The sequence below is a fragment of the Pseudarthrobacter enclensis genome (assembly GCF_001457025.1).
In the GTDB taxonomy this organism is placed as follows: domain Bacteria; phylum Actinomycetota; class Actinomycetes; order Actinomycetales; family Micrococcaceae; genus Arthrobacter; species Arthrobacter enclensis.
Window position 1 is genome coordinate 76,018 of the sequence record NZ_KQ758606.1, and the last position, 26,095, is coordinate 102,112.

Annotated in this window: 23 protein-coding genes; 14 read left to right on the forward strand and 9 right to left on the reverse strand. The window is 66.9% G+C overall.

Annotation, left to right across the window (positions count from 1 at the left end; translation table 11 throughout):
• Positions 1–239: 239 nt before the first annotated feature.
• On the reverse strand, positions 240–665 hold the full coding sequence (locus AS031_RS16755) for a phage holin family protein (protein ID WP_058269295.1): 426 nt from the start codon (positions 663–665) through the stop codon (positions 240–242).
• 220 nt (positions 666–885) lie between these two features.
• Here AS031_RS16755 and AS031_RS16760 point away from each other — a divergent pair, with 220 nt between their 5' ends.
• The 7 genes from AS031_RS16760 (at position 886) to AS031_RS16790 (ending at position 9,909) form a co-directional block, all read left to right on the forward strand.
• Positions 886–2,256, forward strand: a complete 1,371-nt coding sequence (locus tag AS031_RS16760) for a pectate lyase family protein (RefSeq protein ID WP_058269296.1) — start codon at positions 886–888, stop codon at positions 2,254–2,256.
• Between the two features lie 29 nt (positions 2,257–2,285).
• A complete protein-coding gene (locus AS031_RS16765) occupies positions 2,286–4,139 on the forward strand; it encodes a pectinesterase family protein (RefSeq protein ID WP_228379660.1) in 1,854 nt (617 codons plus the stop codon).
• Between the two features lie 112 nt (positions 4,140–4,251).
• On the forward strand, positions 4,252–5,370 hold the full coding sequence (locus AS031_RS16770; protein ID WP_082642035.1) for a histidinol-phosphate transaminase: 1,119 nt from the start codon (positions 4,252–4,254) through the stop codon (positions 5,368–5,370).
• 149 nt (positions 5,371–5,519) lie between these two features.
• On the forward strand, positions 5,520–6,755 hold the full coding sequence (gene pdhA, locus AS031_RS16775; RefSeq protein ID WP_058269299.1) for a pyruvate dehydrogenase (acetyl-transferring) E1 component subunit alpha: 1,236 nt from the start codon (positions 5,520–5,522) through the stop codon (positions 6,753–6,755).
• Positions 6,755–7,735: an alpha-ketoacid dehydrogenase subunit beta gene (locus AS031_RS16780; protein WP_058269300.1), complete on the forward strand. Its 981-nt coding sequence runs from the start codon at positions 6,755–6,757 to the stop codon at positions 7,733–7,735. Before pdhA ends, AS031_RS16780 begins: the two co-directional genes overlap by 1 nt.
• A 7-nt stretch (positions 7,736–7,742) precedes the next feature.
• The gene (locus tag AS031_RS16785; protein ID WP_058269301.1) at positions 7,743–9,266 is read left to right on the forward strand and encodes a dihydrolipoamide acetyltransferase family protein; all 1,524 of its coding nucleotides are present in this window, start codon (positions 7,743–7,745) and stop codon (positions 9,264–9,266) included.
• Positions 9,267–9,297: 31 nt separating this feature from the next.
• Positions 9,298–9,909 carry a phosphatase PAP2 family protein gene (locus tag AS031_RS16790; protein WP_058269302.1) on the forward strand — a complete coding sequence of 204 codons (612 nt, stop codon included), beginning with the start codon at positions 9,298–9,300 and terminating at the stop codon, positions 9,907–9,909.
• 16 nt (positions 9,910–9,925) lie between these two features.
• Here the strand turns inward: AS031_RS16790 and AS031_RS16795 are convergent, their stop codons facing one another.
• The 5 genes from AS031_RS16795 to AS031_RS16815 form a co-directional block, all read right to left on the reverse strand.
• On the reverse strand, positions 9,926–10,264 hold the full coding sequence (locus AS031_RS16795) for a hypothetical protein (RefSeq protein ID WP_082642036.1): 339 nt from the start codon (positions 10,262–10,264) through the stop codon (positions 9,926–9,928).
• Between the two features lie 156 nt (positions 10,265–10,420).
• A complete protein-coding gene (locus tag AS031_RS16800) occupies positions 10,421–10,849 on the reverse strand; it encodes a universal stress protein (protein ID WP_058269304.1) in 429 nt (142 codons plus the stop codon).
• Between the two features lie 44 nt (positions 10,850–10,893).
• Complete coding sequence (locus AS031_RS16805) at positions 10,894–12,186, reverse strand: aminotransferase-like domain-containing protein (RefSeq protein ID WP_058269305.1); 1,293 nt, start codon at positions 12,184–12,186, stop codon at positions 10,894–10,896.
• A gap of 55 nt (positions 12,187–12,241) precedes the next feature.
• Positions 12,242–12,874: a hypothetical protein gene (locus AS031_RS16810; protein ID WP_228379661.1), complete on the reverse strand. Its 633-nt coding sequence runs from the start codon at positions 12,872–12,874 to the stop codon at positions 12,242–12,244.
• Positions 12,875–13,341: 467 nt separating this feature from the next.
• On the reverse strand, positions 13,342–13,899 hold the full coding sequence (locus tag AS031_RS16815) for an NAD(P)H-dependent oxidoreductase (protein WP_058269306.1): 558 nt from the start codon (positions 13,897–13,899) through the stop codon (positions 13,342–13,344).
• Positions 13,900–14,014: 115 nt separating this feature from the next.
• Here AS031_RS16815 and AS031_RS16820 point away from each other — a divergent pair, with 115 nt between their 5' ends.
• The 6 genes from AS031_RS16820 to AS031_RS16845 all read left to right on the forward strand — a co-directional run bounded on the left by AS031_RS16820 (position 14,015) and on the right by AS031_RS16845 (position 22,165).
• A complete protein-coding gene (locus tag AS031_RS16820) occupies positions 14,015–14,623 on the forward strand; it encodes a TetR/AcrR family transcriptional regulator (RefSeq protein ID WP_058269307.1) in 609 nt (202 codons plus the stop codon).
• A 353-nt stretch (positions 14,624–14,976) separates the two neighbouring features.
• Positions 14,977–15,960: an ABC transporter permease gene (locus AS031_RS16825; protein ID WP_058269308.1), complete on the forward strand. Its 984-nt coding sequence runs from the start codon at positions 14,977–14,979 to the stop codon at positions 15,958–15,960.
• A gap of 2 nt (positions 15,961–15,962) precedes the next feature.
• A complete protein-coding gene (locus tag AS031_RS16830) occupies positions 15,963–16,943 on the forward strand; it encodes an ABC transporter permease (protein WP_058269309.1) in 981 nt (326 codons plus the stop codon).
• Entirely contained in the window at positions 16,940–19,189 is a 2,250-nt protein-coding gene (locus AS031_RS16835; protein WP_058269310.1) for an ABC transporter ATP-binding protein, read from the forward strand. Before AS031_RS16830 ends, AS031_RS16835 begins: the two co-directional genes overlap by 4 nt.
• A 49-nt stretch (positions 19,190–19,238) precedes the next feature.
• Positions 19,239–20,954, forward strand: a complete 1,716-nt coding sequence (locus AS031_RS16840) for an ABC transporter family substrate-binding protein (RefSeq protein WP_058269311.1) — start codon at positions 19,239–19,241, stop codon at positions 20,952–20,954.
• Positions 20,955–21,091: 137 nt separating this feature from the next.
• A complete protein-coding gene (locus AS031_RS16845; RefSeq protein WP_058269312.1) occupies positions 21,092–22,165 on the forward strand; it encodes a Gfo/Idh/MocA family protein in 1,074 nt (357 codons plus the stop codon).
• Positions 22,166–22,255: 90 nt separating this feature from the next.
• Here the strand turns inward: AS031_RS16845 and ald are convergent, their stop codons facing one another.
• Positions 22,256–23,374 carry an alanine dehydrogenase gene (gene ald, locus AS031_RS16850; protein WP_058269313.1) on the reverse strand — a complete coding sequence of 373 codons (1,119 nt, stop codon included), beginning with the start codon at positions 23,372–23,374 and terminating at the stop codon, positions 22,256–22,258.
• A gap of 231 nt (positions 23,375–23,605) precedes the next feature.
• On the opposite strand from ald, the gene AS031_RS16855 reads away from it, so the two are divergent.
• Positions 23,606–24,826: a PucR family transcriptional regulator gene (locus AS031_RS16855; RefSeq protein ID WP_058269314.1), complete on the forward strand. Its 1,221-nt coding sequence runs from the start codon at positions 23,606–23,608 to the stop codon at positions 24,824–24,826.
• 14 nt (positions 24,827–24,840) lie between these two features.
• Here AS031_RS16855 and AS031_RS16860 read toward each other — a convergent pair whose 3' ends face one another.
• Both AS031_RS16860 and AS031_RS16865 read right to left on the reverse strand, forming a co-directional pair.
• Positions 24,841–25,638, reverse strand: coding sequence for an alpha/beta fold hydrolase (locus tag AS031_RS16860; RefSeq protein ID WP_082642037.1), 798 nt, complete (start codon positions 25,636–25,638; stop codon positions 24,841–24,843).
• Positions 25,638–26,090 (reverse strand): helix-turn-helix domain-containing protein, encoded by a 453-nt coding sequence (locus AS031_RS16865; RefSeq protein WP_058269315.1) that lies wholly within the window; start codon positions 26,088–26,090, stop codon positions 25,638–25,640. The genes AS031_RS16860 and AS031_RS16865 overlap by 1 nt, the downstream gene beginning before the upstream one ends.
• Between the last annotated feature and the right edge of the window lie 5 nt (positions 26,091–26,095).

The window sequence follows — 26,095 nt, forward strand, 5'->3', positions numbered from 1 at the left end:
GCCCTTCACAGGCCCCGTCGGCAGCCTAGGAGCCTCACCCCCAGGGGGCATGGGTGGCAGGTACTGCATTTTTTTCGGACGGCACCCGGAAGGCACCTGCCGGGTACCTGTCAGGTGAACCTTTGCCTACTTGGCCGCATCGGGTCGCCCGGCAGCGGGTGCCGGCGCGCAGGCCTGGGCGGTTCAGCCTGGGGCGGCTCCGCGCGGGCGCATGAGGAAGGACTGTACGGTACCTGCGGTCAGCGGCGGCCGCCAGGCAGCAGGCCGGCCACCATCGAGACCAGCGAGATGATGATCGCGGCCAGGATTGCCGTCCAGAAGAAAGAGTCAACGGTGAGGTGCACCGGCGTATAGCCGCTGATCCATGCCGTCAGGTACAGCATCGCTGCGTTGATGACAATGGCGAACAGGCCAAGCGTGAGGATGGTGATCGGCAGGGCCAGTAGACTCACCAGCGGCCGGACCAGGGCATTGACCACACCGAAAATCAGGCCGATGAACAAGTACGCCAGGACGATGCCGATGGTTTCGGTGTCCTGGGAAATTCCGGTCTTGGCGACGGCATCGGAGGTCGCCGTGCTTGAGATGTCCATGCCGGGCAGGATCCAGCTGGCCACCCAGAGCGCGGCCGCGTTGACGATGACCCGGAGAATAAAGGAACCCATGGCCCTATGCTTCCACACCGGCCCTGGCGCACCCCTGCAGTGGAGCGTCCGGCAGCGGCAGTGGTGAGGGTGCTGGGTGTCCGGCGCCGAAAGACATTTCAGTCATATCCCTTGACAGATCAGAAAGCGGTTTCACAGACTAGAGAAACCGCTTTCTGATATGCCGTACAGAGACGTCGGCAGCGAAAGCGCGGTTCATTCCAATGGAGGAAGAGAGCACATGCGCATCAAACGTCCTTTGGCAGCTGCTGCCGCGATGGCCGCGGCGGCCGCCATCTGCCTGCCGGCCCAGGCCATCGCCACACCACCGTCCCCGCAATCATCCGCAACTGCCCAAACCGTACGGATGCCGCTTGAACGCCAGGTGCTCCACACCGGAGATGGCTGGGCATCGGCCGGTGCCGGGACCACGGGCGGCGCCGGCGCCACGGCGGACCGCGTCTTCGACGTCCACAACCGGGCGGAACTGGTGGCGGCGCTCGCGGTGGCCGGAACCGAACCCCGCATCATCCGCGTGCACGGGGACATCGCGGCAAATACGACGGCGGACGGGAAGGCCCTGACCTGCGAGGACTATGCGGCCGGTACCGGGTTCTCCCTGCAGCAGTACCTCTACGACTATGACCCCGCCCGCTACGGCACGGACCGTGAGCCCGAAGGCGCGCAGGAAACTGCCCGGAGCAAAGCCGCAGCCAACCAGGCGGCAGTCATCCGCTGGGACATCCCCGGCAACACCACCATCGTGGGTGCCTCCCCGGACAGCAGCATCACCGGTGCCGCCCTGCGGATCAACCGCGCCAACAACGTCATTTTCCGGAACCTCACTGTCCGCGACTCGGCCGACTGCTTCCCGGCCTGGGATCCCACCGACGGTGCTGAAGGCAACTGGAACAGCGAATACGACCTCCTCCAGATCATTAACGGCTCAACGAATGTCTGGGTGGACCACTCCCACTTCACCGATGCCCCCAACCTGGACAAGCTCCAGCCCCTCTACTTCGGACGCAAATACCAGGTGCACGACGGGGCCGTCGACGTCACGAACGGTTCCGACCTGGTCACCATGTCCTACAACCGGTTCTCCGACCACGACAAGCTCCTGCTGATCGGCTCCACTGACTCCACGAACCGCGGGGACGTGGGCAAACTGCGCGTCACCATCCACCACAATGTCTTCGACAATGTCGGCCAGCGCGCCCCACGGGTCAGGTACGGGCAGGTGGACGTGTACAACAACCACTTCCTGACCACTGCCGATTCCCCGACTCCCTACGGATACACGTTCGGCGCCGGGGTGGAGTCGCACATCCACGCGGAGGCCAATGCCTTCACTCTTCCTTCCACCATCCCGGCATCGGCGGCCATCAGCCACTTCAAGGGAAAGGTGATCACCACCATCGGAAACACCGTGAACGGCAAGGCGGTGGACCTGCGCCAGGCCTACAACTCTGCCGCTGCGGCTGACAAGCAACTGGCGGAGGACACGTCCTGGAAGCCGGTGTTCCGGACCCAGGTGCACCCCGCCCAGGCTGTACCGGCCCTGCTGGACGGCAACGTGGGCCCCATTTACACGGCAGGGGAGAAGCGCTGATGCGGGGATTTACGCCAAGCCGGCGGACTGTGCTGGCATCTGCTGCCACAGGCGCCCTCACAGCTGCGGCGGTGCTGGCTGGAGCAAGCCCGGCCGCACAGGCCGCAGGCCGGCCCGCAGCGGCTCCGCGCCGGAATCGTCCGGTGATCTTCGTGGTGGGGGACTCGACGTCCTCCGCCTACCAGCACTCTGAACGTCCCCGCGCAGGCTGGGGCCAGGCGCTTCCCTTGCTGCTTGGCCCACAGGCCCAGGTGTTCGACTACGCATGGTCCGGCGCTTCCTCGAAGAGCTACGCCGACGCCGGGCTGCTGGACGAGGTAGCGGGGGCGCTGCAACCCGGCGACTATCTGCTCGTCTCCTTCGGACACAACGACGAGAAAGTTGAGGATCCATCTCGCGGCACCAATCCGCAAACCACGTTCAAGGAGTACCTGGGAAAATACCTCGACGCGGCCTCAGCAGCACGCGCCACGGCAGTACTGGTCACCCCCGTGGAACGCCGGCGCTTCAGCCCCCTGGGCGTTGCGCAGGACACCCACGGCGCCTACCCGCAGGCGGTCAGGGAACTGGCCGCGGCACGGGGAGTCCCGTTGGTGGACCTCACCGCATCCTCCAAGGAACTGTGGCAACAGCTCGGTCCGGAAGGAACCACCACCCACTTCCTGCACACGGCGCCGGGCCAGTACCCGCAATACCCCGATGGCGTCACGGACAACACCCACTTCCAGGCGCAAGGTGCCCTGGCCGTGGCGCAACTCGTGGTCGCAGGACTCAAAGCACAGCCCGCCGCGCCGCCGGGATGGTTCCGGGAACCAGGCGGGACGTTGGATCCGCTGGCGGCCATCTACTGGCCGTCCGAGCGGCCGGTGGACAAGCCCTTGGTCCTCACCGTGGGAAACGGCGGCCAGTTCACCACCGTCCAGGCCGCCGTCGACGCAGCACCGGCGAACAGCAGCCGCCGCACGGAGATCAGGATTGCCCCCGGGACCTACCGTGGACTGATCCGGGTTCCGGCCAACAAGCCCCGGATCTCCTTCGTCGGCCTCGGGAAGGCTCCGGAAGACGTGGTGCTGGTCTATAACAACGCTTCCGGAACTCCCAAGCCGGACGGGAGCGGCCCCTACGGAACAGGAGGAAGCGCCAGCGTCCGCATTGACGGACCGGACTTCACGGCGCGGAACCTGACGTTCAGCAACGACTTCGATGAAGCCGCAAACCAGGACATGAAGAACCGCCAGGCCGTGGCGCTGTTCCTGGCCGGGGACCGTGCCGTGCTGACCAACGTCCGTTGCCTGGGCAACCAGGACACGCTGCTGGTGGACTCCCCGGCGCGCGCGGTGCAGGCGCGTTCCCTCTTCCAGGACAGCTATATCGAAGGCGACGTGGACTTCATCTTCGGCAGGGGGACCACAGTCTTCGCCGGCTGCACTATCCGTTCCCTGGACCGGGGCTCCGCCACCAACAACGGCTACGTCTCGGCGGGAAGCGTCAATAAGGACATCAAGCACGGCTACCTGTTCACGCAGTGCCGCTTCGTCTCCGACGCCGCCTCCGCCTCGGTCCACCTGGGCCGCCCCTGGCATCCGGGCGGGGACCCGGACGCCATCGCCCAGGTGCTGGTCCACGATTCCTGGCTGGGAGCACACATCTCGGGTTCGCCCTGGACCGACATGAGCGGATTCTCCTGGCGTGAAGCGCGCTTCCACGAGTTCAACAACAACGGACCCGGATCCCGAACTACCCCGGACAGGCCGCAACTGCCTCCTTCCCTGGCAGCCGACTTCACGACGGAGGCCTACCTGCGCGGGGCCGATGGGTGGGCGCCCCAGCTCGCAGGCACCCCAGTGGACAGCGCACCGCTGAACCTGGTGCGGCAGGCCTAGTCCGAACAGACAGAAAGGCGGACGGAGGCCGGGCTCATCCCCGGCCTCCGTCCGGCCATGAGCCAGGCCGTTTCCGCTCCCTGCCCCGGCAGTGAGAAGTAGGCTGGGTTCCATGACCTCATCAGAAACGCTGGCTGACGGCATCCTTCCGCGCCCGGTGGTGGGCCGGTTGCCGCGGTACGCCGCCGGGAAGCCGCCTGCCCCCGTCGAAGGCCTGGCCAGCTACAAGCTGTCCTCGAATGAGAACCCCCTCCCGCCGCTGCCGGCCGTCCTGGAAGCCATCGCCGGGCAGACAGACTTCAACCGCTACCCGGACCCGCTCAGCACCAGGCTCCGCACCGCGCTTGCCGGTTTCCTCCAGGTTCCTGCCGAGGACATCGTCACGGGTGCGGGCAGCCTGGGCGCCCTCAACCAGATCCTTGCCACGTTCGCTGGCCAAAACGAGGACGGCAAGCCCGACGAGGTCATTTACGCCTGGCGTTCCTTCGAGGCCTACCCCATCAGCGTGGGCCTCGCGGGGGCACAAAGTGTCCAGGTGCCCGTGACGGCCGACGGACGCCACGACCTCGACGCCATGGCAGCAGCAGTCAGCGCCCGCACCAAGGTCATCCTGCTGTGCACCCCCAACAACCCCACCGGTCCTGCGCTCACCGCGGCGGAGACCGAGGCCTTTATCGGGTCCGTACCATCCCACGTGGTGGTGGTCATCGATGAGGCATACCAGGAGTTCGTCAGGTCAGCCGATGCTGTGGACGGCCTGTCCCTTTACCGCAAATACCCCAATGTGGTGGTCCTCCGCACGTTCTCCAAGGCACACGGGCTTGCAGGCCTTCGGGTGGGCTACAGCGTGGCGGGCCCTGGCCTGACCCAGCATCTGCGGGTGGCCGCCACCCCGTTCGCGGTGTCGCAAATAGCCGAAACGGCGGCCATTGTTTCGCTGCAGAACTTCGGCCAGGTTGTGGAAAGGGTACAAAGCCTCGTGGATGAGCGGACGCGCGTCCTCTCTGGCCTGCGGGCGCTCGGCTGGGCCGTGCCCGACGCCCAGGGCAACTTTGTGTGGCTTGACCTTGGCACCCACAGCGCCGACTTTGCCGCGAAGGCGGCAGCCCAGGCGCTGTCCGTCCGGGCCTTCCCGGGCGAGGGCGTCCGGGTCAGCATCGGCGAGCAGGAGGCGAACACCCGCCTCCTGGCCTTGTGTGCGGACTATACAAACCCGCCACGGGGTTCCTAGCGCTTAACAAGTAGGCCTGCACGAACCTACTGAAGATAAAGTTAGGATCTGTAAGCCAATGTATATGCCGCTCCGGGAATGTATTCCGATCAAGGCATATATCCCAGCGACAGTGCATTGCATCCGCATGCGGGAAGCAAGGAGACGGTATGGGCACACATCTGCCTTCCACCGAGTTCGACGGAACAGCGGTTGAGGACCAGCGGGAAGCTGACGCCGAAGCCGTCATGGGGCAACCCCCGGCGCAGATGGTGCAGCTGCTGGGTCCCGACGGCACCCTCGGCGCCGACCCCGTCTACAGCCGGTACGCGGACAGGCTGAGCCCGGAGGACCTGCGCGGGCTCTACGCCGACATGGCCTCGATCCGCCGGTTCGACGTTGAAGCCACGGCGCTCCAGCGCCAGGGGCAGCTGGCCCTGTGGGTTCCGCTCACGGGACAGGAGGCCGCCCAGATCGGCTCGGGCCGGGCAAGCCAGCCGCAGGACTACATCTTCCCCACGTACCGCGAGCACGGCGTTGCCCTGACCCGCAACGTGGACCTTGCCGAGCTGCTGCGCCAGTTCCGCGGCGTCTCGAACGGAGGCTGGGATCCCAAGGAGACGAACTTCCACCTTTACACGCTGGTCCTTGCAGCCCAGACGCTGCACGCCGTCGGATATGCCATGGGCATCCAGCGCGACCAAAAGCTCTCCGCCGGCGCGGCAGCCGGCGAACCGGACGCAGCCGTCATCGCCTACTTCGGCGACGGCGCCAGCTCCGAGGGCGACGTCCACGAATCCATGGTCTTTGCCTCCTCCTACAACGCGCCCGTGGTGTTCTTCTGCCAGAACAACCACTGGGCCATCTCGGTCCCCACCAACGTGCAGACCCGCGTGCCGCTCTCCAACCGTGCCAAGGGATACGGATTCCCGGGCATCCGGGTGGACGGCAATGACGTCATCGCCGTCCACGCCGTCACCGAGTGGGCCCTTGAACACGCACGCCAAGGCAAGGGCCCTGTCCTCATTGAGGCCTTCACGTACCGGGTGGGTGCCCACACGACGGCGGATGACCCCACCAAGTACCGCGGCTCGGAGGAGGAGGATGCCTGGCGGGCCAAGGACCCGCTGCTGCGCCTGGAGAAGTACCTGCGCGCCGAAGGCCTGGCCGACGACGCGTTCTTCGCCAAGGTCAAGGCCGACGGCGACGAGCTGGCTGCCTACGTGCGCCGCACCGCGCACGACCTCGAAAACCCGGACATCCGCACCGCCTTCGCTAACGTCTACGCCGAAGCCCACCCGCTGGTGGCCGAGGAACTGGCGTGGTTCGAGGAATACACCGCAGGATTCGACGGCGGCGACGCACCGACCGCGCCGCACGGTGCAGCAGCAAAGGCAGGCCACTGATGACCACCATGACCATCGCCAAGGCCATCAACGAGGGCCTGCGCGCCACGCTCGCAGCCAACCCGAAGTCACTGCTGATGGGTGAGGACATCGGGGCGCTGGGCGGCGTTTACCGGGTCACCGACGGGCTGATCGGCGAATTCGGCCCTGACCGCGTGGTGGATACCCCACTGGCCGAGTCCGGCATCATCGGCACTGCCATCGGCCTGGCCCTGCGCGGCTACAACCCGGTCTGCGAGATCCAGTTCGACGGTTTCGTCTTCCCGGGCTTCAACCAGATCACCACCCAGCTTGCCAAGATGCATGCCCGCAGCAACGGGAACCTGACGGTGCCGGTGGTTGTGCGCATCCCCTACGGCGGCGGCATCGGATCCGTGGAACACCACTCCGAGTCGCCCGAGGCGCTGTTCGCCCACACGGCGGGCCTGCGCATCATCACGCCGTCCAACCCCCACGACGCCTACTGGATGATCCGGCAGGCCGTGGAGTGCAAGGACCCGGTGATCGTTTTCGAGCCCAAGCGCCGCTACTGGCTCAAGGGAGAGGTTGACGTGGAGGCTGCCGGCCCGGCCGGGGACCCGTTCAAGGCCCATGTGCTGCGTGAGGGTACGGACGCCACGATCGTGGCCTATGGCCCCCTGGTGCCTGTGGCGCTGGCAGCGGCCAACGCCGCGGAGGAGGACGGCCGCAGCGTCGAGGTCATCGACCTGCGCTCCATCTCGCCCCTGGACTTCGATACCGTCACCGCGTCGGTGCAGAAAACCGGCCGGCTGATCGTGGCCCACGAGGCACCGACGTTTGGTGGGATCGGCGGCGAAATCGCAGCCCGCATCAGTGAACGGGCCTTCCATTCCCTCGAAGCCCCGGTGATCCGCGTCGGCGGGTTCCACATGCCCTACCCGGTGGCCAAGGTGGAAGAAGACTACCTGCCGGACATCGACCGCATCCTGGAGGCGCTGGACCGCGCCCTCTCCTACTGAGGACACCATGGCACTGAACAAATTCAACCTGCCCGACGTCGGTGAAGGCCTCACCGAAGCCGAAATCGTCTCCTGGAAGGTCAAGCCGGGCGACGCCGTCGCCATCAATGACGTCCTGTGCGAAATCGAAACGGCCAAGTCCATCGTGGAACTGCCGTCGCCCTTTGCCGGGACCGTCACCGAACTGCTGGTGCAGGAAGGGGTGACCATCGACGTCGGCACGGCGATCATCAGCGTCAGCGACGACGTAGCCGGCGATCCCACCCCGGCTGACGTCCGGGCCCCGGAAGCCCCCGGGACTCCGGACGTGCTGGAGCAGCCGCTCTACGGCAAGCTCCCGGACGACGCCCAGGGCCAGGACGCGGAGCAGGGCACGCACGACGGTGGGACGCAGGGCGGTGCCCCGGCCGCCGGGCCGCTGGTTGGTTCCGGGCCGAAGGCCGACGCCGTGAAGCGCAGGCCCCGGATCTCCCGGACGCCCGCCGCCGCTGCGGCACCGAGGACGCCCGCGGATTCCATCACCGCCAACGCCCCTGAGGTGGAGCCGGTCCAGCCCCACACTCCTGCCGAAGTCACGGCGGCCGGCGCTGTGGACACGCGGCCCACGCTGGGCGGCACCATCACGGGGCTGGTCAACCGCGTCCTAGCCAAGCCGCCGGTGCGCAAGATCGCCAGGGACCTGGGCATCGACCTGGCGGACGTCGTGGCCACCGGTTCCCGCGGCGAAGTGACCCGCGAGGACCTGGTCAGCTACCAGGCCCAGCGGGACGCGGAGCTGGACAAGGCGGACGGGTTCTGGGGCAAGGCCGGCAAGCCGCAGGACCAGCGGATTGAGCGGATCCCCGTGAAGGGAGTGCGCAAGGCCACGGCCAAGGCCATGGTGGATTCAGCCTTTGCGGCTCCGCACGTCAGCATCTTCGTGGACGTCGACGCCAGCCGCACCATGGAGTTCGTCAAGCGGCTCAAGAACTCCCGGGACTTCGAGGGCATCAAGATCTCGCCGCTATTGATCCTTGCCAAGGCCGTCATCTGGGCCGCGGCCAGGAACCCCAGCGTCAACGCCGCCTGGGTGGACGACGCCGAATCCGGCAATGCTGAGATCCACGTCAAGCACTTCATGAACCTGGGCATCGCAGCGGCCACGCCACGCGGCCTGATGGTTCCGAATATCAAGAACGCCCAGGACCTGTCGCTCAAGGAACTGGCGGTGGCCTTGAACAACCTTGCCACCACGGCCCGTGCCGGAAAAACCCAGCCCGCCGAAATGCAGGGCGGCACCCTGACCATCACCAACATCGGCGCGCTGGGCATCGACACCGGAACGCCGATCATCAACCCGGGCGAGGTGGCGATCGTCGCCTTCGGCACCATCAAACAGAAGCCGTGGGTCCTGGACGGGGAGGTCATCCCGCGCTGGATCACCACGCTGGGCGGCTCGTTCGACCACCGGGTGGTGGACGGCGACCTGTCCGCCAGGTTCATGGCCGACGTCGCCGCCATCCTGGAAGAACCCGCGCTGCTCCTTGACTGAGGCAAAAGCGGACGGATCGGCCGGGCCGGTGATGCCCGGCCGGTCCATCCGCGCCAGGAACAGGACGGCGCGGTGGCTGACGGAAACCTTCCAGCCGCCGGTGGTGGTCACCGTCCAGCTGCTGCTCAGCCCGCTGATCCAGGACGGCTTCCCGGCCACCATGGCCTACGGCGCGCTGGCGGCCCTGTTTGTCTGCGTGGTGCCGCTGCTGTTGCTGCTGGTCCTGGTGCGGCTGGGCAAGGTTACGGACCACCACGTCAGCGACCGCAGGCAGCGTCTTCCCGTGCTGTTGATGGCTTTGGCATCAATCCTTGCAGGGCTGGCGGTGCTGGCCGCGGCGGGCGCTCCTGCGAGCGTCTTCGCCATGGTGCTGGCCGTGGTGGGCGGCGTGGTGGTGCTGGCGGCCGTCAGCCCGTTCTGGAAAATCAGCGGACATGCCGCAGCCATTTCCTGTTCGGCGGTGGTGGCGGTGCTCATGCTGGGGGCCGCGTGGCTGCCCTTGCTGCTGCTGGTTCCGGCAGTTGGCTGGTCGCGCGTGGTGCTGCGCGCCCATACCCTGGCCCAGGTGGTGGCTGGCTCGCTCTTCGGCGGCGTGGTGATGGCAGGAATCTGGTGGCTCCTGCGGGCCTGGCTGGTGCCCTAGGGTCAGCGGTGGTGGATCAGTAGCCCGGGTAGGCGTACATCATGTCCAGGGCGGCGGTGTTCCCGGTGGACGACGCGATCACCACGGCGGCACCCACCATGAGGGCAGCCCAGGCTGCGGCCGCGCCGGTCATGATGGACAGCAGCTTCCAGTCCTCCCGCATGACGCTGCGGACGGTGTGCGGCATGTTCAGGTCCGGGGCAATCATGTTGGGTGCCGTGTCAACGCTGCCGTCGTCCAGGAGGGCCACAACGGTTCCGTTGCCGCGGTCCACGCGCATGGAGGAAATGTGGTTTCCGTGGCGGGCCAGGAGGATGTCGTGGCCTACGAGCTGACGGCGCTGCAAAGTAATCAAGGGGTCCCCTCGGTGGTGGTCGGGTAGGGTTGTCCGCACCATTGAGGGCTCACTCAATTTTATCGTTGCGCTCTGGGCTGAAAGGCCGATCCGGGCGTGAGAACGCCCACCCCCCGCAGCGATCCGTGCCACCACGGGGAGTGTCCGGCGTAACTCCTAGTCGGCGTCGTACGTGTTGGCGATGTACACGTCGCAGGGGGCGTTGTGCGCAACGCTGTTGGCGACGCTGCCCAGGACGCGGCCGATGCCCTGCATGCGGCGGTTTCCGACCACGATGATCTTGGCCTCCATGCGCAGGGCCTCCTTGATGAGGGCGTCGGCGGGACGTCCGCGGGCCGCCGAGTACGTCACCTTGATCTGTCCGCCCAGCGACTCCGCCACGGTCCGGGCGACGTGCTCGGCGGCGTCCGCGTCAGAGACGATCCACTGGTCGCTTCCGCTGCCGAAGACCTCCGTGCGGTCGCTGTCAAAGGCGGAGACGACGTGGAGGGATGCACCCATGGCTGCTGCCAGGTCCCGTGCGGATTCTGCGGCCTTCTTGGCCGTCCCGCTTCCGTCGACGCCTACAACGATCGTTCCGCTCATGAATTGCTCCTTTGCTAGGTTCTGCAGCAGTGGTGAGGCCAAGGCTACCGTGCGGCCAGCGCTTCCTGCAGTACCGGTGCCAGGCGGCGCACGCCTTCCCGGATGGCATCCGGCGGGACGGCGCTGAAGGCCAGGCGGAGTTTGTTGGACGGTTCGTCCGACGGCGTGAACGCAGCTCCCGGAATGAACACGACTCCCGCATCGATCGCCTTGTGCAGCAGGGGATAGGTGTCCACCCCTTCGGGAAGGGTGACCCAGACGAAGAATCCGCCCTCGGGGCTGGTCCAGGTGGCGCCTTCGGGCATGTACTCCTCCAGGGCGGAGAGCATTGCCCTGCAACGCTCCGCATACAGGCTCCGGTAGGTGCGGATCTGTCCCTGCCAGTCGAAGTCCCGCAGGTACGCCGAGACCAGCATCTGGTTCAGGGCGGGCGGGCACAGGGTCACCGCTTCCGCCGCCAGGTAGTACCGGCGCTGCAGGTGCGCGGGGACCAGTGCCCAGCCGATGCGCAGCCCGGGGGCGAAGATCTTGGAGAACGACCCCATGTAAATGACGTCGTCAGGGTTGTCCGCCCGCAGGGGTGCCAGTGGTTCGCCGTTGAAGCGCAGCAGCCCGTAGGGGTTATCCTCGATGATTAGAATATTCGCTGTGCGGCATATGTCGACGATCTGCTGCCTGCGTTCGGCGGAAAGGGTAATGCCCGAGGGGTTGTTGAAGCTGGGGATGGTGTAGAGGAACTTGATGCTCTTGCCGGCGAGCTGCAGCGCGGCGATCCGGGCTTCCAGGAGCTCGGGAACCAGGCCCGACTGGTCCATGGGCACGGTTTCCACCTGCACCTGGTAAGCCTCGAAGGTGTTGAGGGCGCCTACGTAGGTGGGATCCTCCACGAGCACCACATCGCCGGGATTGCAGAACAGCTTGGTGGCGACGTCCTGGGCGGACTGGGAGCCTGCGGTGATCACCACATTCTCCGGCTGGGCATCCGTGATGCCTTCCGCCGCCATGACCGCACAGATCTGGGTGCGCAGTTCCTCGGTCCCCTGCCCGGCCCCGTACTGCAGGGCGGTCAGGCCGTCGTCGGCGATAATCCGTGCGGCGGTTTCGGCCAGACGGTCCAGGGGGAGTGACCGGAGGTACGGGCTGCCGCCTGCCAGCGACACCAGGCCGGGGCGGAGCGAGATGTCGAAGACGTCGCGCACCGCGGACTGCCGGATGTTGGCGGCACGTTCAGAGAACAGCTCCTCGTGGCGGTGGGCGGAGGTGGCTGCCCGCTCGATGGCATCAATGGCTTCGGCTGGAAGAGACGCGGCTGCAGCGTCGAGTGTCTCGTGGCTCACATGCTCAGGATACAGCGGTGAGTTGCCCCAAAAGCAACACCTGTTGTTTATCTATTTACAGGCCGTCCGCGCCGTCGAGGCGGAGGACCTCTGCCAGCGGCCGTCCGTTGAGGTAGACCTGGGCCCGCACTGCGTCCACGGCGGCCAAGGCTGTCTGGGTTAGCTGCGCCTCCATGCGCGGGATGTCGCACACGCCGCCGAGGCTGAGTGCTCCGGCCAGGTAGACGGTCACCGTGGTCCCGTCGAAGGTGCCGGACAGGAACTTGAGCCGGGAGCCGGCGAGGGCGTTGTAAGTGTCCCGCCCCTGGGCCGGCCCGCCGCCGGGAAGGCTGGTGTCCGTTCCTGCAGTCAGCAGGACCTGCATGGCGGCGGGCAGCGGCTCCATGCCTGCCGGCGCATCCTTGGCCAGGCCCACCAGGCTGTCATTGCAGCCGAAACGCACTCCGTTGCTCCCGCCGTCGTCCAGCAGCACGAAGTACGCCGTGGCCGTGCGGCGGCCGGGGGCGGGTAGTTCCGGCGCGGGGTGTTCCGGCGCGGATCCCGTTGCCGGCGCCTGGCCGGTACTGCCGGCGGCGGGACCCGCGGGCGGTGACCCCGCGGCCGCCTGCCCGGGGGTGGCCGGGTTTACGGATCCGGGCGGGAGTGCCTCCGGCACAGTAGGGGGTGCGCCGGTTGATCCTGCGGTCATTGATGCTGTGCCGGTTTGTCCTGTGCCGGTTTGTCCCGTGCCGGAGGGGCCGGACCCGGGGGGCGTATCCGGCGTGCCTGCGGGCGGCGGCGCCTGGGGGTGCGGCTCAGGCTCTCCGGCCCCGGCGGCTGCCGTGGGATTGCCTGCTGTCCCGCCGGGCGGTGCGGCCGGACCTGCGCCGGGGAGGCTGTCGCAGGCGGTGAGCCACAGCGGAAGTGCAAGAGCGGCGGCCGCCGCCCACATCCTGCGGCGTCCTGTGCCGCCCGTTCCACACGCCATGCTGCACCGCATCCCATTCCCGGCACGTTGAGTGGATTAACGCTACGGCGCCGCGCGCTTCCGGAAGGTGTCCGGGCGGTACCGGTTGGGACAAGACTTGGTTACGGAAGGCCCCGCATACGGTTTCGCCCGGTACGCGAACCTGCGTACCGGGCGGCCGGCTGTGCCGGGTTTAACCTTCGGTGGCCTTAGGCGGCCGGTGCGGTGGCCGTCAGGGCGTCAAAGACTCCCTTGATCTGCTCCACCACTTCGGCGTCGTCCTTCGGGTGGATCTCGGCGAAGCGGACCATGGATCCGGGGACGGCAAGCTTGACGTCCTCGAGCACCCGGGCGCCGGCAATGCCCGCAGCCTTGCGGGCCTCGTCCTGGGCCCACACGCCGCCGTACTGGCCGAAAGCGGTGCCGACGACGGCGGTCGGCTTGCCTGCGAGGGCGCCTGCGCCGAACGGGCGGGACAGCCAGTCGATGGCGTTCTTCAGCGGCGCGGGGACGGTGCCGTTGTATTCCGGGGTGACCAGCAGGACGGTGTCGGCCTTGGAAGCTGCTTCCCGCAGGGCGGCTGCCTCGGCGGGGACCTGGCCTTCCACGTCGATGTCCTCGTTGTAGAACGGGATGTTGCCCAGGCCCTCGTGGATGACGACATCCACCTGCTCGGGAGCGTTGAGCTGGATGGCCTCCGCCAGCTGCTGGTTGGTGGACCCTGCGCGCAGGCTGCCGACAAGGGTAAGGATGGTGCTCTTCGTCATGGAAAACTCCTGGGTGGGGGCCGGTGGCCGGTGTCAAAAGCCAAGGCAATGCTGCCTTCACCCAGACTAAACGGACTGCGGTCCGGTTATATTCCATCGGGCTAGACTGGGGCTTGTGACGTCCATCCCATTCCGCTCCGGCCCGGACCAGGCAGCGGCAGCCGAGCGCAGTGATGCCGCACGGAACCGGAAGCGGCTTCTGTGGGCCGCCAAGGAGCTCATTTCCGAATGCGGCGCCGGTGGCCTCACCATGGACCGCCTGGCCGAGCGTGCGGGCGTCGGCAAGGGGACGGTATTCCGCCGGTTCGGCAGCCGGGCAGGCCTGATGCTGGCGCTGCTCCATGACTCGGAGGTGGACTTCCAGTCACGCTTCATGTTCGGCCCGCCGCCGCTGGGCCCTGGTGCGCCGGCTCTGGAACGGCTGGTGGCCTTCGGCGCCGGGCGCATCGCCTATGTGGTCGAATTCGGTGACCTGGTCCTCGCCGCCGAGGACGCGTCGCGCGGCCGGTTCGATGTTCCCGCTGCCGCCCTGTGGCACCGGCATATTGAGGTACTGCTGGATGATGCAGGGTTCGACGCCGATTCCTGGCTGATGGCCGGATCCCTGGGCGCCGCGCTGGATCCCGAACGCCTCCTGGACCTGGTGCGGCGGCATGGGGTGGCCCCGGAACGCTTGGTTGCGTCCTGGCGCGATCTTGTGACACGCGTCGTAAGGCCTGCATAGATTAGTCCGCCGCGCTTGCAGCGTCCAGTCAAATCAACTTCACAGAATTATTCATAACAATCTGATACGGCACTGCTCTTTTCCCGCCATTACCGGGCATCTTGCCTTTCGGGCTGTGATAGTTTCCTCTGGAATGTGACCCGCAACATAGTCCGCAAGGGCAGTTCCGAGAGGGAAGCGGGAGCCAGCTATCCGCTGGCAACGAACCCCGGTGACGCGGCACAACTCCCGCCCAACCGGGGAAGACGGAAGGATCCAACGCGTGATTGTTGTTTTGCCCCGCATTCCGGCACACCGGCGCCCATGGCTGTGTCCTGCACAGCAGCACGCGGCGGCGAAGCAGAAGTAGTCCCGTGCTCAAGTACCTCGCCAAGCGCGGCATCACGTACGTCTTCATGATCTTCCTGACCACTTCCGCCGGGTACTTCCTTGCCGTCAGCTCGCTGAAACCCGCGCTGCTCGAGCAGGAACGGATCCCGCGGCCCACCCCGGAGCAGGTGGCCAACTCGATGCGCCTCAAGGGCCTCGACCCGGACCTGAGCCCCTGGGAGCGCTACGTCCAATGGCTCACCGGCGTCGTGACCCGCTGGGACTGGGGCCGGAGCCCCAACGGGGCCTACATCAACGCAGAATTCGGGGACCGCGTGTGGATCTCCACCCGGTTGTTCCTGGCCTCCATCATCCTGACCCTCATCATCGGCGTTGCGCTCGGCGTGTATTCGGCGGCCCGGCAGTACAAGTTCCAGGACCGGGTCATCACCTCCTACAGCTACCTGGCCTACATCGTCCCGGCTCCCATCGCCTACTTCCTGGTGCAGCTCGGCGCCATCAACATCAACGAAACGGTGGGGCAGCGGATCTTCTTCGTCACCGGCATATCCACTCCCGGGATGGAGCCGGGATGGGCGCAGGTGGTTGACATGGCCGCTCACTACGCGGTACCCACCGTGGCCATCACGCTGGTGGGCTGGGGCGCGTACCAGATCGCCCAGCGCCAGTACCTGCTGGACAACGTCAACGCAGACTTCGTCCGGACGGCCCGGGCCAAGGGACTGAGCAGGAACCAGGCAATCGCCCGGCACGCCCTGCGGGTCTCCTTCATCCCGGTGGCCCAAAGCATCGCGTTCACCATCCCGGCCATTTTCGCCGGGGGCTTCTTCGCCGAAAAGATCTTCGCCTGGCCGGGCGTAGGCTCCTGGAGCATCGACGCCATTTCCCTCCAGGACGTCAACGCGGCCACCGCCACCTTGGCCTACGGCTCAGTCATCTTTGCCCTGGGCGCCATCCTGGCCGACTTCGCCACCACCCTGGTGGACCCGAGAGTGCGGGTGCAGTAACCATGACCAACCTCAACGCAGTCGATCCCGCCGCCGCGGCACAGGACGCGCACCTGGACAGCGCCGACGTCGTCATTGGCAAGTCCACCATCATCTTCCGCCGCTTCATGCGGAACAAGACCGCCGTGGCCGGCCTGGTGATCTTCCTGGCACTGACCGTGTTCTCCTTCGTGGGCGGTTTCTTCACCACGTGGGACAAGGAAACGATCGACCCCTTCAACATCGGCATGCCGCCCTCGGCCGAGCACTTCCTGGGAACCTCCCAGGCGGGCATCGACCTCTACGCCATGACGGTCGAAGGCACCCGCATCTCCATCCTGATCGGCCTGGTGGTGGGGCTCGTCTCAGTCCTGATCGCCGCCGTCTACGGCTGCACCATGGCGTACTTCGGCGGCAAGGTGGACAAGGTGATGCTCTTCGTCCTCGAAGCGCTCATCATGATGCCCGCCCTCCTGGTGGTGGCCGTGGCCACCAGCGGGGGGGGTGCCGGCCTCAAGCGGGACCTGCCCTCCTGGCTGCTGCTCATCATTGTGCTGCTGGTGTTCAGCTGGATGGGAACGGCCAGGCTCATCCGCTCCCTGTCCATGTCTTTGATGCAGCGGGACTTCGTGAAGGCGGCGCAGTACATGGGCGTACCGCCGCGGCGGATCGTCTGGCGCCACCTGGTGCCCAATATCGGCTCCCTGCTGGTCCTGGACATCACCCGCGGCGTCACCGGCGCCATCCTCGCCGAGGTGGCCTTTTCCTTCATCGGCATCGGCATCAAGGTTCCGGACGTCAGCCTGGGCGTCCTGATCGGCGGGGCCACCTCCCAGGTGCAGACCTTCCCGTGGATGTTCTGGGTGCCGCTGACCGTCATGTTCCTGCTTACCGGTTCCCTGGCCATGATGAACGATGGCCTGCGCGACGCGTTCGACCCCAGTTCAAGTTCCACAGGCAAAGCAAGGAAGGCCAGGAAGATCCGGGTGGAGAAGAGCAAATGAGCAGCGAAACCACCACCGGCTCCGGCCCCACCGCGTCCGTCAACTCCACGGAGGACGCCGTCGAACGGCTGCACATCGCCGGCCTGCACGCACCCACCGACGCCGTGCTGTCCGTGCGGGACCTCAACGTCCGGTTCACCTCGGAAAACGGCGTAGTGCACGCGGTGCGCGGCGTGGACTTCGACCTCATGCCGGGCCGGACCCTGGGCATCGTGGGCGAGTCCGGCTCCGGGAAGTCCGTGACGTCGCTGGCCATCATGGGCCTGCTCCCCGAAACCGCCGAGGTCACCGGTTCGGTCAGGCTCCGCGGCCAGGAACTGCTGGGGCTCAGCGACAAGGCCATGTGCGGCTACCGCGGCAACGACATCGCCATGGTCTTCCAGGACCCGCTGTCCTCGCTCACGCCGGTGTACACCGTGGGCACCCAGATCATCGAAGCGCTGACCATCCACAACCCCACGATGAGCAAGCAGGCCAAGGAAGCCCGCGCCGTCGAACTCCTGGCCATGGTGGGAATCCCCAGCCCGAAGGCGCGGCTCAAGGCATTCCCGCACGAGTTCTCCGGCGGCATGCGCCAGCGCGTCATGATCGCCATCGCCATCGCCAACAACCCCCGCGTACTCATCGCGGACGAGCCCACGACGGCGCTCGACGTCACCATCCAGGCCCAGGTCCTTGAGGTGCTCCACACCGCCCAGGAGGAAACCGGCGCCGCCGTCGTCATGATCACCCACGACCTCGGTGTGGTGGCGGGCATGGCCGACGACATCATGGTGATGTACGCGGGCAAACCGGTGGAAACCGGTGCCGTGGACGACATCTACTACAACCCGCGCATGCCCTACACCCTGGGCCTGCTGGGAGCCGTGCCGCGGGTGGACGTGGCGGAAAAGACGTCCTTGGTTCCCATCGACGGCCTGCCGCCAAACCTGTTGCACGCGCCCACCGGCTGCTCGTTCGCCCCACGGTGCCCGCTGGCGTCCGACGCCTGCCGTGACGGTGAGCCTCCCCTGGCCCCCGTTCCCGGCAGCGCGCTGCACCACGCAGCGTGCATCAAGTCCGAGGCCCTGGGTGGGGACGTGGACGTCCACGACATCTTTGCCGCTCCGCCGGTGCCGGAATCCCGCTTCGACGCGATCCCGCGGACAGACCGCTCCACCGTGCTCCAGCTCAGGGACATCCGCAAGCATTTCCCGCTGACCAAGGGTGCGCTCATCAAGAAGCGCATCGGCACCGTCAAGGCTGTGGACGGGCTGAGCTTTGATATCCGCGAAGGCGAATGCTTTTCCATTGTGGGTGAATCCGGCTCCGGCAAGACCACCACGCTGCTGGAGATCATGGAGTTCCACAAGGACCAGGACGGCGAGGTGGTGATCGGCGGGCTGAGCAACAAGCAGGCCGCGGATGCCAGAACCAAGAGCGCCATGCGCCGGGAACTGCAGATGGTGTTCCAGGACCCCACCGGCGCCCTGGACCCCCGGTTCACGGTGTACGAGGTGCTGGCCGAGCCGCTGCAGAACGCGGGCATGGACCGGCCGGCCATCCGGACGCGGATCATGGAACTGATGAAGCTGGTCGGCCTGCAGCCGGATCACGTGAACCGGTTCCCCAACCAGTTCTCCGGCGGCCAGCGGCAGCGCATCGGCATCGCCCGCGCCCTCGCCGTGAACCCGAAGCTGGTGGTCCTGGACGAGCCGGTATCCGCCCTCGACGTGTCGGTGCAGGCCGGCGTCATCAACCTCCTGGACAAGCTCCGCGCAGAACTGGGCCTGAGCTACCTCCTGGTGGCCCACGACCTCTCCGTTGTCCGCCACATCTCCAACCGCGTCGCGGTGATGTACCTGGGCAAGATCGTGGAAATCGGCGAGGTGGACCGGGTCTTCGATAACCCCCGTCATCCCTACACCCGCGCCCTCCTCTCCGCCATCCCGGTACCGGACCCCCAGGTGGAGCGCACCCGCGAACGCATCATCCTCAAGGGAGACCTGCCGTCCCCGCTTGATGCGCCGAAAGGCTGCAATTTTGCCACCCGCTGCCCGGTCTTCGCGGCCCTGCCTGCCGCCAAGCAGGAAAAGTGCCTGACCCTGGAACCTCCGCTGGAGGCCGTTGCCCCGTCCCAGGCGGCCCGGTCACTGCAACCGGAAGCGCCGGCGCTGGACCAGCAGTTTGCGTGTTTCTTCCCCGACGGGGAACTGGACGACGACATGCTCGTCACGCACGACCAGGCGGAACACCATGCCCCTTAGATTTAGCCGACCCACCAGCAGCACCACCCGCATCAATGAAGGGAAAACCATGAGGAATCTGAACAGGATCGGCGGAGCGGCAGCCATTGCTGCGGCTCTGGCGCTGACCGCCTGCGGCTCTGGCGGCTCCACGGGGCCGGAGACAGCCAAGGGCCAGGAGGCAGGCAGCGACCTGTCCAAGCTGATCAGCATCAACGAAAAGCCGGCAGCCGATCTTGAGCAGGGCGGCAAGGTCACCCTTCCGCTGGGCAACATCGGCCCGGACTTCAACGGCTTCTCCAATAACGGCAACAGCGCGGACAACTCCGCCCTGCAGATCCCGATGAACCCGGTGGCCATGAACAGCGGCGGCATCGGCGGTTGCTGGAAGGTCGACTTCGTCGGCAAGGTCACCGCCAACCCGGACTTCTGCGAATCCGTGGACAGCGAAGTCAAGGACGGCAAGCAGACCATCACCATCAAGGTCAACCCCAAGGCCACCTACAACGACGGCACGCCCATCGACGTGAAGGCCTTCCAGAACACCTGGAACATCCTCAAGAGCCCGGACAACGGCTACGACATCGTCAGCTCCGGCGCGTACCAGTTCGTCGAATCGGTTGAGGCCGGCAGCAGCGACAAGGAAGTCATCGTCAAGACCACCCAGCCGGTGTACCCGGTTGATTCGCTCTTCTTCGGCCTGATCCACCCGGCCGTGAACAGCCCCGAGGTCTTCAACGAAGGCTTCAACGGCAACATGCACCCCGAGTGGATGGCCGGGCCCTTCAAGCTGGACCAGTACGATCCCGCCGCGAAGACCGTGACCATGGTTCCCAATGACAAGTGGTGGGGCAACAAGCCGGTCCTGGCCAACGTCACCTTCCGCCAGCTGGAAAGCAGCGCGCAGATCGCGGCGTTCAAGAACGGTGAAATCGACGCCGTCTCCGCCAACACCATCACCCCGTACAAGCAGCTCGAAGGCACCAAGGACGCGGACATCCGCCGCGGCCAGCGCCTCTTCGCCGGCGGCATGAACATCAACGCCCAGAAGATCACCGACGTCGCCGTCCGCAAGGCCATCTTTGCCGCCGTCGACCGCGAAGCCCTCCGCAAGGTGCGCTTCAACGGCCTGAACTGGGAAGAGCCCAGCTCCGGCTCCATGATGCTGCTGCCGTTCTCCGAGTACTACCAGGACAACTACCCCGTCAAGGAAACCGGTCCTGACGCCGCCAAGAAGGCCCTCACGGACGCCGGCTACGCTCCGAACGCCAACGGCATCATGGAAAAGGACGGCAAGCCTGCCGCCTTCAAGATCAGCAACTTCGGTGACGATCCCACCACCCTGGCCTTCACCCAGACCCTGCAGAAGCAGCTGCAGGCCGGCGGCATGGACGTTGGCATCGACCAGCGCGCTTCCGCCGATTTCGGCAAGGTCATCGGCGGCCGCGACTTCGACATGAGCGTCTCCGGCTACACCGTGGGCCCGGACGCCACGGATGCCGTGAAGCAGTACTACGACTCCAAGACGAACGAAAACCAGCTGGGCGACGCCGAGCTGGACAAGAAGATCGCCGACCTCGCTTCCATCGAGGACAACGCCGAACGCAACAAGGCGGCCATGGAGGTCGAAAAGGAGCACATGGCGAAGTACTTCTCCATGGGCGTGGTCATGAACGGCCCGCAGATTTCCTTCGTCCGCACGGGCCTCGCCAACTACGGCCCGTCGCTGTTCCAGAGCCTGTCCCAGGTCCCGGACTGGACCACCCTGGGTTGGGAAAAGAAGTAACTTTCCCGCTGCATCGGAACAGCCGCGGCCGGCATCTCCCCAGGCGGGAGGTGCCGGCCGCGGCCTTTTAAGCAGCGCCCGGGCGGCGGAAGCATCCTCGTGCGCGCCCGGGAACACAGCGGAGTAGCGTTGGTGGCATGACGGAAACTGAAGCTGCGCCACGCGCCATCCGCACCGCCGTCGTCGGCTTTGGGCTCTCCGGCAGCGTGTTCCACGCGCCGCTGCTGGACGCGGACAGCAACTACTCGCTGGACATCATTGCCACCTCCAATGCCGGCCGGCAGGAGGCCGCTACGGCCCGCTACCCGGGCGTGCGGACCGTGCCTGACGGGCGGGCTGTCCTGGACCGCGCGGACAGCCTGGACCTCGTGGTGCTGGGAACCCCGCCGGCCACCCACTATCCGCTGGCCAAGGCGGCGCTGGAGGCGGGCCTGGATGTGGTGGTGGATAAGCCCTTCGTCGTTTCCAGCGTTCAGGGTGAGGAGCTGATCGCGCTGGCCCGCGACCGGGGACGGGTCCTGACGGTCTTCCAGAACCGGCGCTGGGACGGCGACTACCTCACCTTACGGAAACTGCTGGACGCGCAGGCCCTGGGGAAGGTGCTGCGCTTCGAGTCACGGTTTGAGCGGTGGACGCCGTCGATCGCCAAGGCCTGGAAGGCGCGGGCAACCGCGGACGACGGCGGCGGGGTCCTGTTTGACCTGGGCAGCCACCTGATCGACCAGGCGCTCCAGCTGTTCGGGCCGGCCAGGGTGGTGCACGCCGAGCTGAAGGCACGACGCTCCGACGAGCGCGCCGACGACGATGTGTTCCTGGTGCTCCGCCACCACGCGGGCGTCCTCACCCACCTCAGCATGAACATGCTGTGCGCCCAGCAGGCGCCCCGGTTCAGGGTTTTGGGGTCCGTGGGCGGCTTCACCAAGCATGGGGTGGACCCGCAGGAGCCCTACATTGTGGCCGGCGGCAGCCCCCTCGACGAGGACTACGGGGTGGAGGCGCCGGAGTGGGCCGGCACCCTGGGCCGGGACGGGCACCTGGACCGGCTACCCACCGCCCGGGGCAACTACCCCGAGTTCTACCGCCTCCTGGCAGAAAAGATCCTCGACGGCGGCGCACAATCACCCCACCCCCTCCCGGTAAACCCGGAAGACGCCGTGCAGGTCCTCACCATCATAGAAAAAGCCCGCGAGCTCGCCTCCTTAGGGTCTTAACGTCGGAACGGCAGCCATCCAGAAAGCGTGCGTCAAAGCGACGAAGGAGCAGCACGCGTTGGATGACTGCCGTTCCGACGGCAACAGGGCCTAGGCGGAGACGAGCTCGTGCCAGTCAGCCACGAGCGGCAGGTTGTGCGCCTCGGACACCGAGTGGTGTGCCACGTGGCCTGCGGCGATGTTGAGGCCGGCGGCCAGGGCGGGGTCACGGTCGAACGCGGCCTTGACGCCCAGGTTGGCCAGTGAAATGGCGTAGCGCAGGGTGACGTTAGTCAGGGCGTACGTGGAGGTGTTGGGCACGGCGCCGGGCATGTTGGCCACGCAGTAGAAGATCGTGTTGTGGACCTTGTAGGTGGGTTCCTGGTGCGTGGTGGGGTGCGTGTCCTCGAAGCAGCCGCCCTGGTCCACGGCGATATCCACCAGTACGGAGCCGGGCTTCATCCGGGCCACGAGGTCATTGGTGACCAGCTTGGGGGCCTTGGCGCCCGGGATGAGGACGGAGCCGATCACCAGGTCGGCGTCCACCACGGACTTTTCAATCTCGTAGGCGTTGGAGGCAACCGTCTTCAACCGGCCCTGGTACTGGGCGTCGAGTTCACGGAGCCGGTTGATGTTGATGTCCAGGATGGTGACGTCGGCGCCGAGGCCCAGGGCCATGGCGGCGGCGTTGGTGCCGGCAACACCGGCGCCGAGGACAACCACCTTGGCCGGACGCACGCCGGGAACGCCGCCCAGCAGTACTCCCTTTCCGCCGGCGGGAGCCATCAGGGAGGAAGCACCCACCTGGACGGACAGCCGGCCGGCAACCTCGGACATGGGGGCGAGCAGCGGCAGGGCGCGGCCCTCCTGGACGGTTTCGTAGGCGATGGCCGTGACGCCGGAGTTGATCAGCTCCTGGGTCAGTTCGGGCTCGGCGGCCAGGTGGAGGTAGGTGAAGAGGATCAGGCCCTTCCGGAACCGGTGGTACTCGGCCTTGACGGGTTCCTTGACCTTCATGACCATGTCCGCGCGGGACCAGACGTCATCGGCTTCGGTGACGATCTCGGCGCCGGCAATGGCGTATTCCTCATCGGTGATGCCGGAACCCAGGCCCGCGCCGCGCTCCACCAGCACGGTGTGGCCGTGGGTGCGGAACTCGTGGACGCCCGCAGCGGTGATGGCGACGCGGAACTCGTTGTTCTTGATTTCTTTGGGGACACCGATGATCATCGTGGGCTCCAGGTTCTCGGCGGATGGCCGGAAAGTGCGGGTGGGTTTCGTGTTTCCACGATAAATCCCGTTGTGAGCCAGCCGACATGGCCGCCAGCGCCGGCGCCCGCCGCTACCGCGACATTTCGCGGATTTTACTCTTCCGGCATCGACATTTGTCGAGCCTGCGAGCGTCAGGTGTCGCCTGATGTCCGTTCGTCCCCGGCCCCCGGGTGGCAGTAGTGTTGGCCCATGCAGCAGCAGGGTGTGGAACAGCTCGTGGAGCGGGTGGCGCAGAAACTGGGCCGCGGCCTCTCTCTCGAGGACCTGGACGGCCTGCTGCTCGCCTACAGCTCCAACCAGTCCCACGCGGACCGGGTCCGCGTGAACTTCCTGCTCAGCAAAAAGGTCCCGGCGGATGTGAGCGCCTGGCAGTTGTCCCAGGGCATCGCCACCGCGGTCCGGCCCGTGGTGGTTCCCGCCAATCCGGAGCTGGGCATGCTGGGCCGGATCTGCGTTCCGCTGATGGTCCGCGGGTTCCGTGTGGGATACCTCTGGGTGCAGCAGGACTCGGCGGAGGAAAGCCCGACGGCGATCCTCACCCAGCTGCCCTCGGTCAACCATGAGCTGGAGCTGCTGTCCGGGCTCCTGCTGGACTCCAATACGGCGGAATCCGAGTTTCGGCGGAGCCGCGAAAGGGAGTTCCTGTCCGCCTGCGCCGGGGAACCCAACGCGGTGGCCGCCGTGGCCGGCTGGAAAGAGGTGCAGGGCCGCGGACCCTGGCAAATGGTCACGGTGCTGGATGCGGACAACTGGGCCAGCGGCCCAGACCCCATCGCCTCAACCCTGATTCACCGCTCCACCGCGCTGCAGGCCACCGTGGGGGTGGATGCTGCCCTGTTCAGCGCCGGGACGGAAACCCACTCGGTGCTGCTGTTCCAGGAGCTGGCGGGCCGGGCCAATCATGCCCAGGTGCTGGTCCATTACCAGCTGGAGCTGGCCAAACGGTCCGGGCGGCCGGTGGACCGGATCATCCTGGGAATCAGTGAGGGGTTTGCCCGCACCCGCCAGCTGGGCGAGGCCTACCGGCAGTCCAAGCTGGCGGCCCAGGCGGCCGCCGTCGATCCCCAGCTGGGCGAACTGGTGGACTGCCGCTCCACCGGTGTCTACCAGCTGCTCGCTTCCGCCGGCGGCGGGGTGGGTGCGTGGGCGGACTCCGGGTCCGTCTACTTCCGGCAACTCGAGGACCATGACCGCAACGGTGAGCTCATCCCCGTCCTGGAGCTGCTGTATGACAACGACGGGTCAGTCCAGGACGTTGCCGCAAAACTCCACCTGCACCGCAGCAGCATCTACAACCGGCTGGGCCGGATCCGGCAGCTCCTGGGAGTGGACCCGCTGAAGGGGCTGCCCCGGCTGGAACTGCACGCCGCGCTGAAGATGAGGCGGTGGGCGTCGCGGCCCAGGATCTGACGGCGGTGGTCCGGCTAAACCGGAGTTGCAGCCACGAAGGATGTGATGGCGCCGGCAACTTCCCGCGGCCGCAGGTGCTGGGCCACGTGGCCGGTGCGGGGAATTTCGGCGAAGTGGCCCTGCGGCACCACGCCGGCAAGGCGGCGCGACCACTCCCGGCCCGCAACCTGGTCCTGCTCGCCGCGCAGCACCAGCACAGGGACGTCAATGCCGGCCAGCCGCTGCTCGGTGGGGTACTCCATCATCACCGGCAGTTCCGTGAAGTACCAGCGCGGCCCGCACCGCAGGTAGTCCGTGAAGACGGCCCAGTTGGACGAGGCGCTCTCCCGCAGCAGGGCGTCCAGGAACAGGGCCACGCCCTGGCGCCTCACGCTGCGGTGGCGTTCATCCACCACCGGGCCCATCAGCACCAGCCGGCGTGCCCGGGAGGGTGCGCTCAGTGCGGCCTCAATGCTGAACTGAACCCCCATTGAGTGGCCCACCAGGATGTACGAGTGAATGCCGCAGGCCTTCAGCGCCTCCGCGATGAAGGCTCCGTATTCCTCCACCGGCAGCTGCCTGCTTGGCCGCGGTGTGCCGCCGAATCCCGGCAGGTCCAGCGAATAGGTCGGTGCACCGCCGGCCAGCTGCCCATGCAGTTTCCGAAGGTAGCGGTGGGACACGCCGATGCCGTGGACCAGGACGTAGGCCGGTGTGGCCGCGGCGGACTCTGCGGCAGCGTCCGTGCCCGGCGGCGGCGTGGTGCCGGTCCACAGGATCCGGCCGGTCAGGCCGCGGGCTTCAATGGGGCGGGACTCTAGCGGCTTGGGCACTAAGGCGCCCCGCCGTCGTCGCCCGCGTTGCCGGTGGCCGCGACGTCAGTGGCCGCGTCCCCGGTGCCGGCCGCGGCCTCACGCTCTTTCCGGCGCTGCGTCTCCAGCCACGCCAGGATGGAGGCCTGCCGGATCCGCCGGTGGGTGCCACGGTATTCCACGGGGATCTCGCCGCGGTCCGTCATATTGCGCAGGTAGGTATGCGAGATGCCGGCAAGCTCGGCGGCCTGCGAGGTGGTCAGCATTTCCTCGACGCTGCTGACGGTCACCGCGTCCCCGCGGCTGAGCCTGGCCAGGAGGTCGACGACGGCGTCCCTCGCCTGGGCGGGCAGGCGGTGGACGGTGCCGTCCACGAACACGGTGATGTCGTTGCTGTCGCGGAGGGCCCGGCCCAGCGCCGCTGCCTCGTCTGCGGGCAGCCCGGCTGTGGCCCGGGGGGCTATCAGTGCCATACAGG

Bases quoted from the DNA above. Each gene is read 5' to 3' on its own strand.
- AS031_RS16755 (WP_058269295.1), bottom strand. From the start codon at position 665: ATGGGTTCCTTTATTCTCCGGGTCATCGTCAACGCGGCCGCGCTCTGG.
- AS031_RS16760 (WP_058269296.1), top strand. From the start codon at position 886: ATGCGCATCAAACGTCCTTTGGCAGCTGCTGCCGCGATGGCCGCGGCG.
- AS031_RS16770 (WP_082642035.1), top strand. From the start codon at position 4,252: ATGACCTCATCAGAAACGCTGGCTGACGGCATCCTTCCGCGCCCGGTG.
- pdhA (WP_058269299.1), top strand. From the start codon at position 5,520: ATGGGCACACATCTGCCTTCCACCGAGTTCGACGGAACAGCGGTTGAG.
- AS031_RS16780 (WP_058269300.1), top strand. From the start codon at position 6,755: ATGACCACCATGACCATCGCCAAGGCCATCAACGAGGGCCTGCGCGCC.
- AS031_RS16785 (WP_058269301.1), top strand. From the start codon at position 7,743: ATGGCACTGAACAAATTCAACCTGCCCGACGTCGGTGAAGGCCTCACC.
- AS031_RS16790 (WP_058269302.1), top strand. From the start codon at position 9,298: ATGCCCGGCCGGTCCATCCGCGCCAGGAACAGGACGGCGCGGTGGCTG.
- AS031_RS16800 (WP_058269304.1), bottom strand. From the start codon at position 10,849: ATGAGCGGAACGATCGTTGTAGGCGTCGACGGAAGCGGGACGGCCAAG.
- AS031_RS16810 (WP_228379661.1), bottom strand. From the start codon at position 12,874: ATGACCGCAGGATCAACCGGCGCACCCCCTACTGTGCCGGAGGCACTC.
- AS031_RS16815 (WP_058269306.1), bottom strand. From the start codon at position 13,899: ATGACGAAGAGCACCATCCTTACCCTTGTCGGCAGCCTGCGCGCAGGG.
- AS031_RS16830 (WP_058269309.1), top strand. From the start codon at position 15,963: ATGACCAACCTCAACGCAGTCGATCCCGCCGCCGCGGCACAGGACGCG.
- AS031_RS16835 (WP_058269310.1), top strand. From the start codon at position 16,940: ATGAGCAGCGAAACCACCACCGGCTCCGGCCCCACCGCGTCCGTCAAC.
- AS031_RS16840 (WP_058269311.1), top strand. From the start codon at position 19,239: ATGAGGAATCTGAACAGGATCGGCGGAGCGGCAGCCATTGCTGCGGCT.
- AS031_RS16845 (WP_058269312.1), top strand. From the start codon at position 21,092: ATGACGGAAACTGAAGCTGCGCCACGCGCCATCCGCACCGCCGTCGTC.
- ald (WP_058269313.1), bottom strand. From the start codon at position 23,374: ATGATCATCGGTGTCCCCAAAGAAATCAAGAACAACGAGTTCCGCGTC.
- AS031_RS16855 (WP_058269314.1), top strand. From the start codon at position 23,606: ATGCAGCAGCAGGGTGTGGAACAGCTCGTGGAGCGGGTGGCGCAGAAA.
- AS031_RS16865 (WP_058269315.1), bottom strand. From the start codon at position 26,090: ATGGCACTGATAGCCCCCCGGGCCACAGCCGGGCTGCCCGCAGACGAG.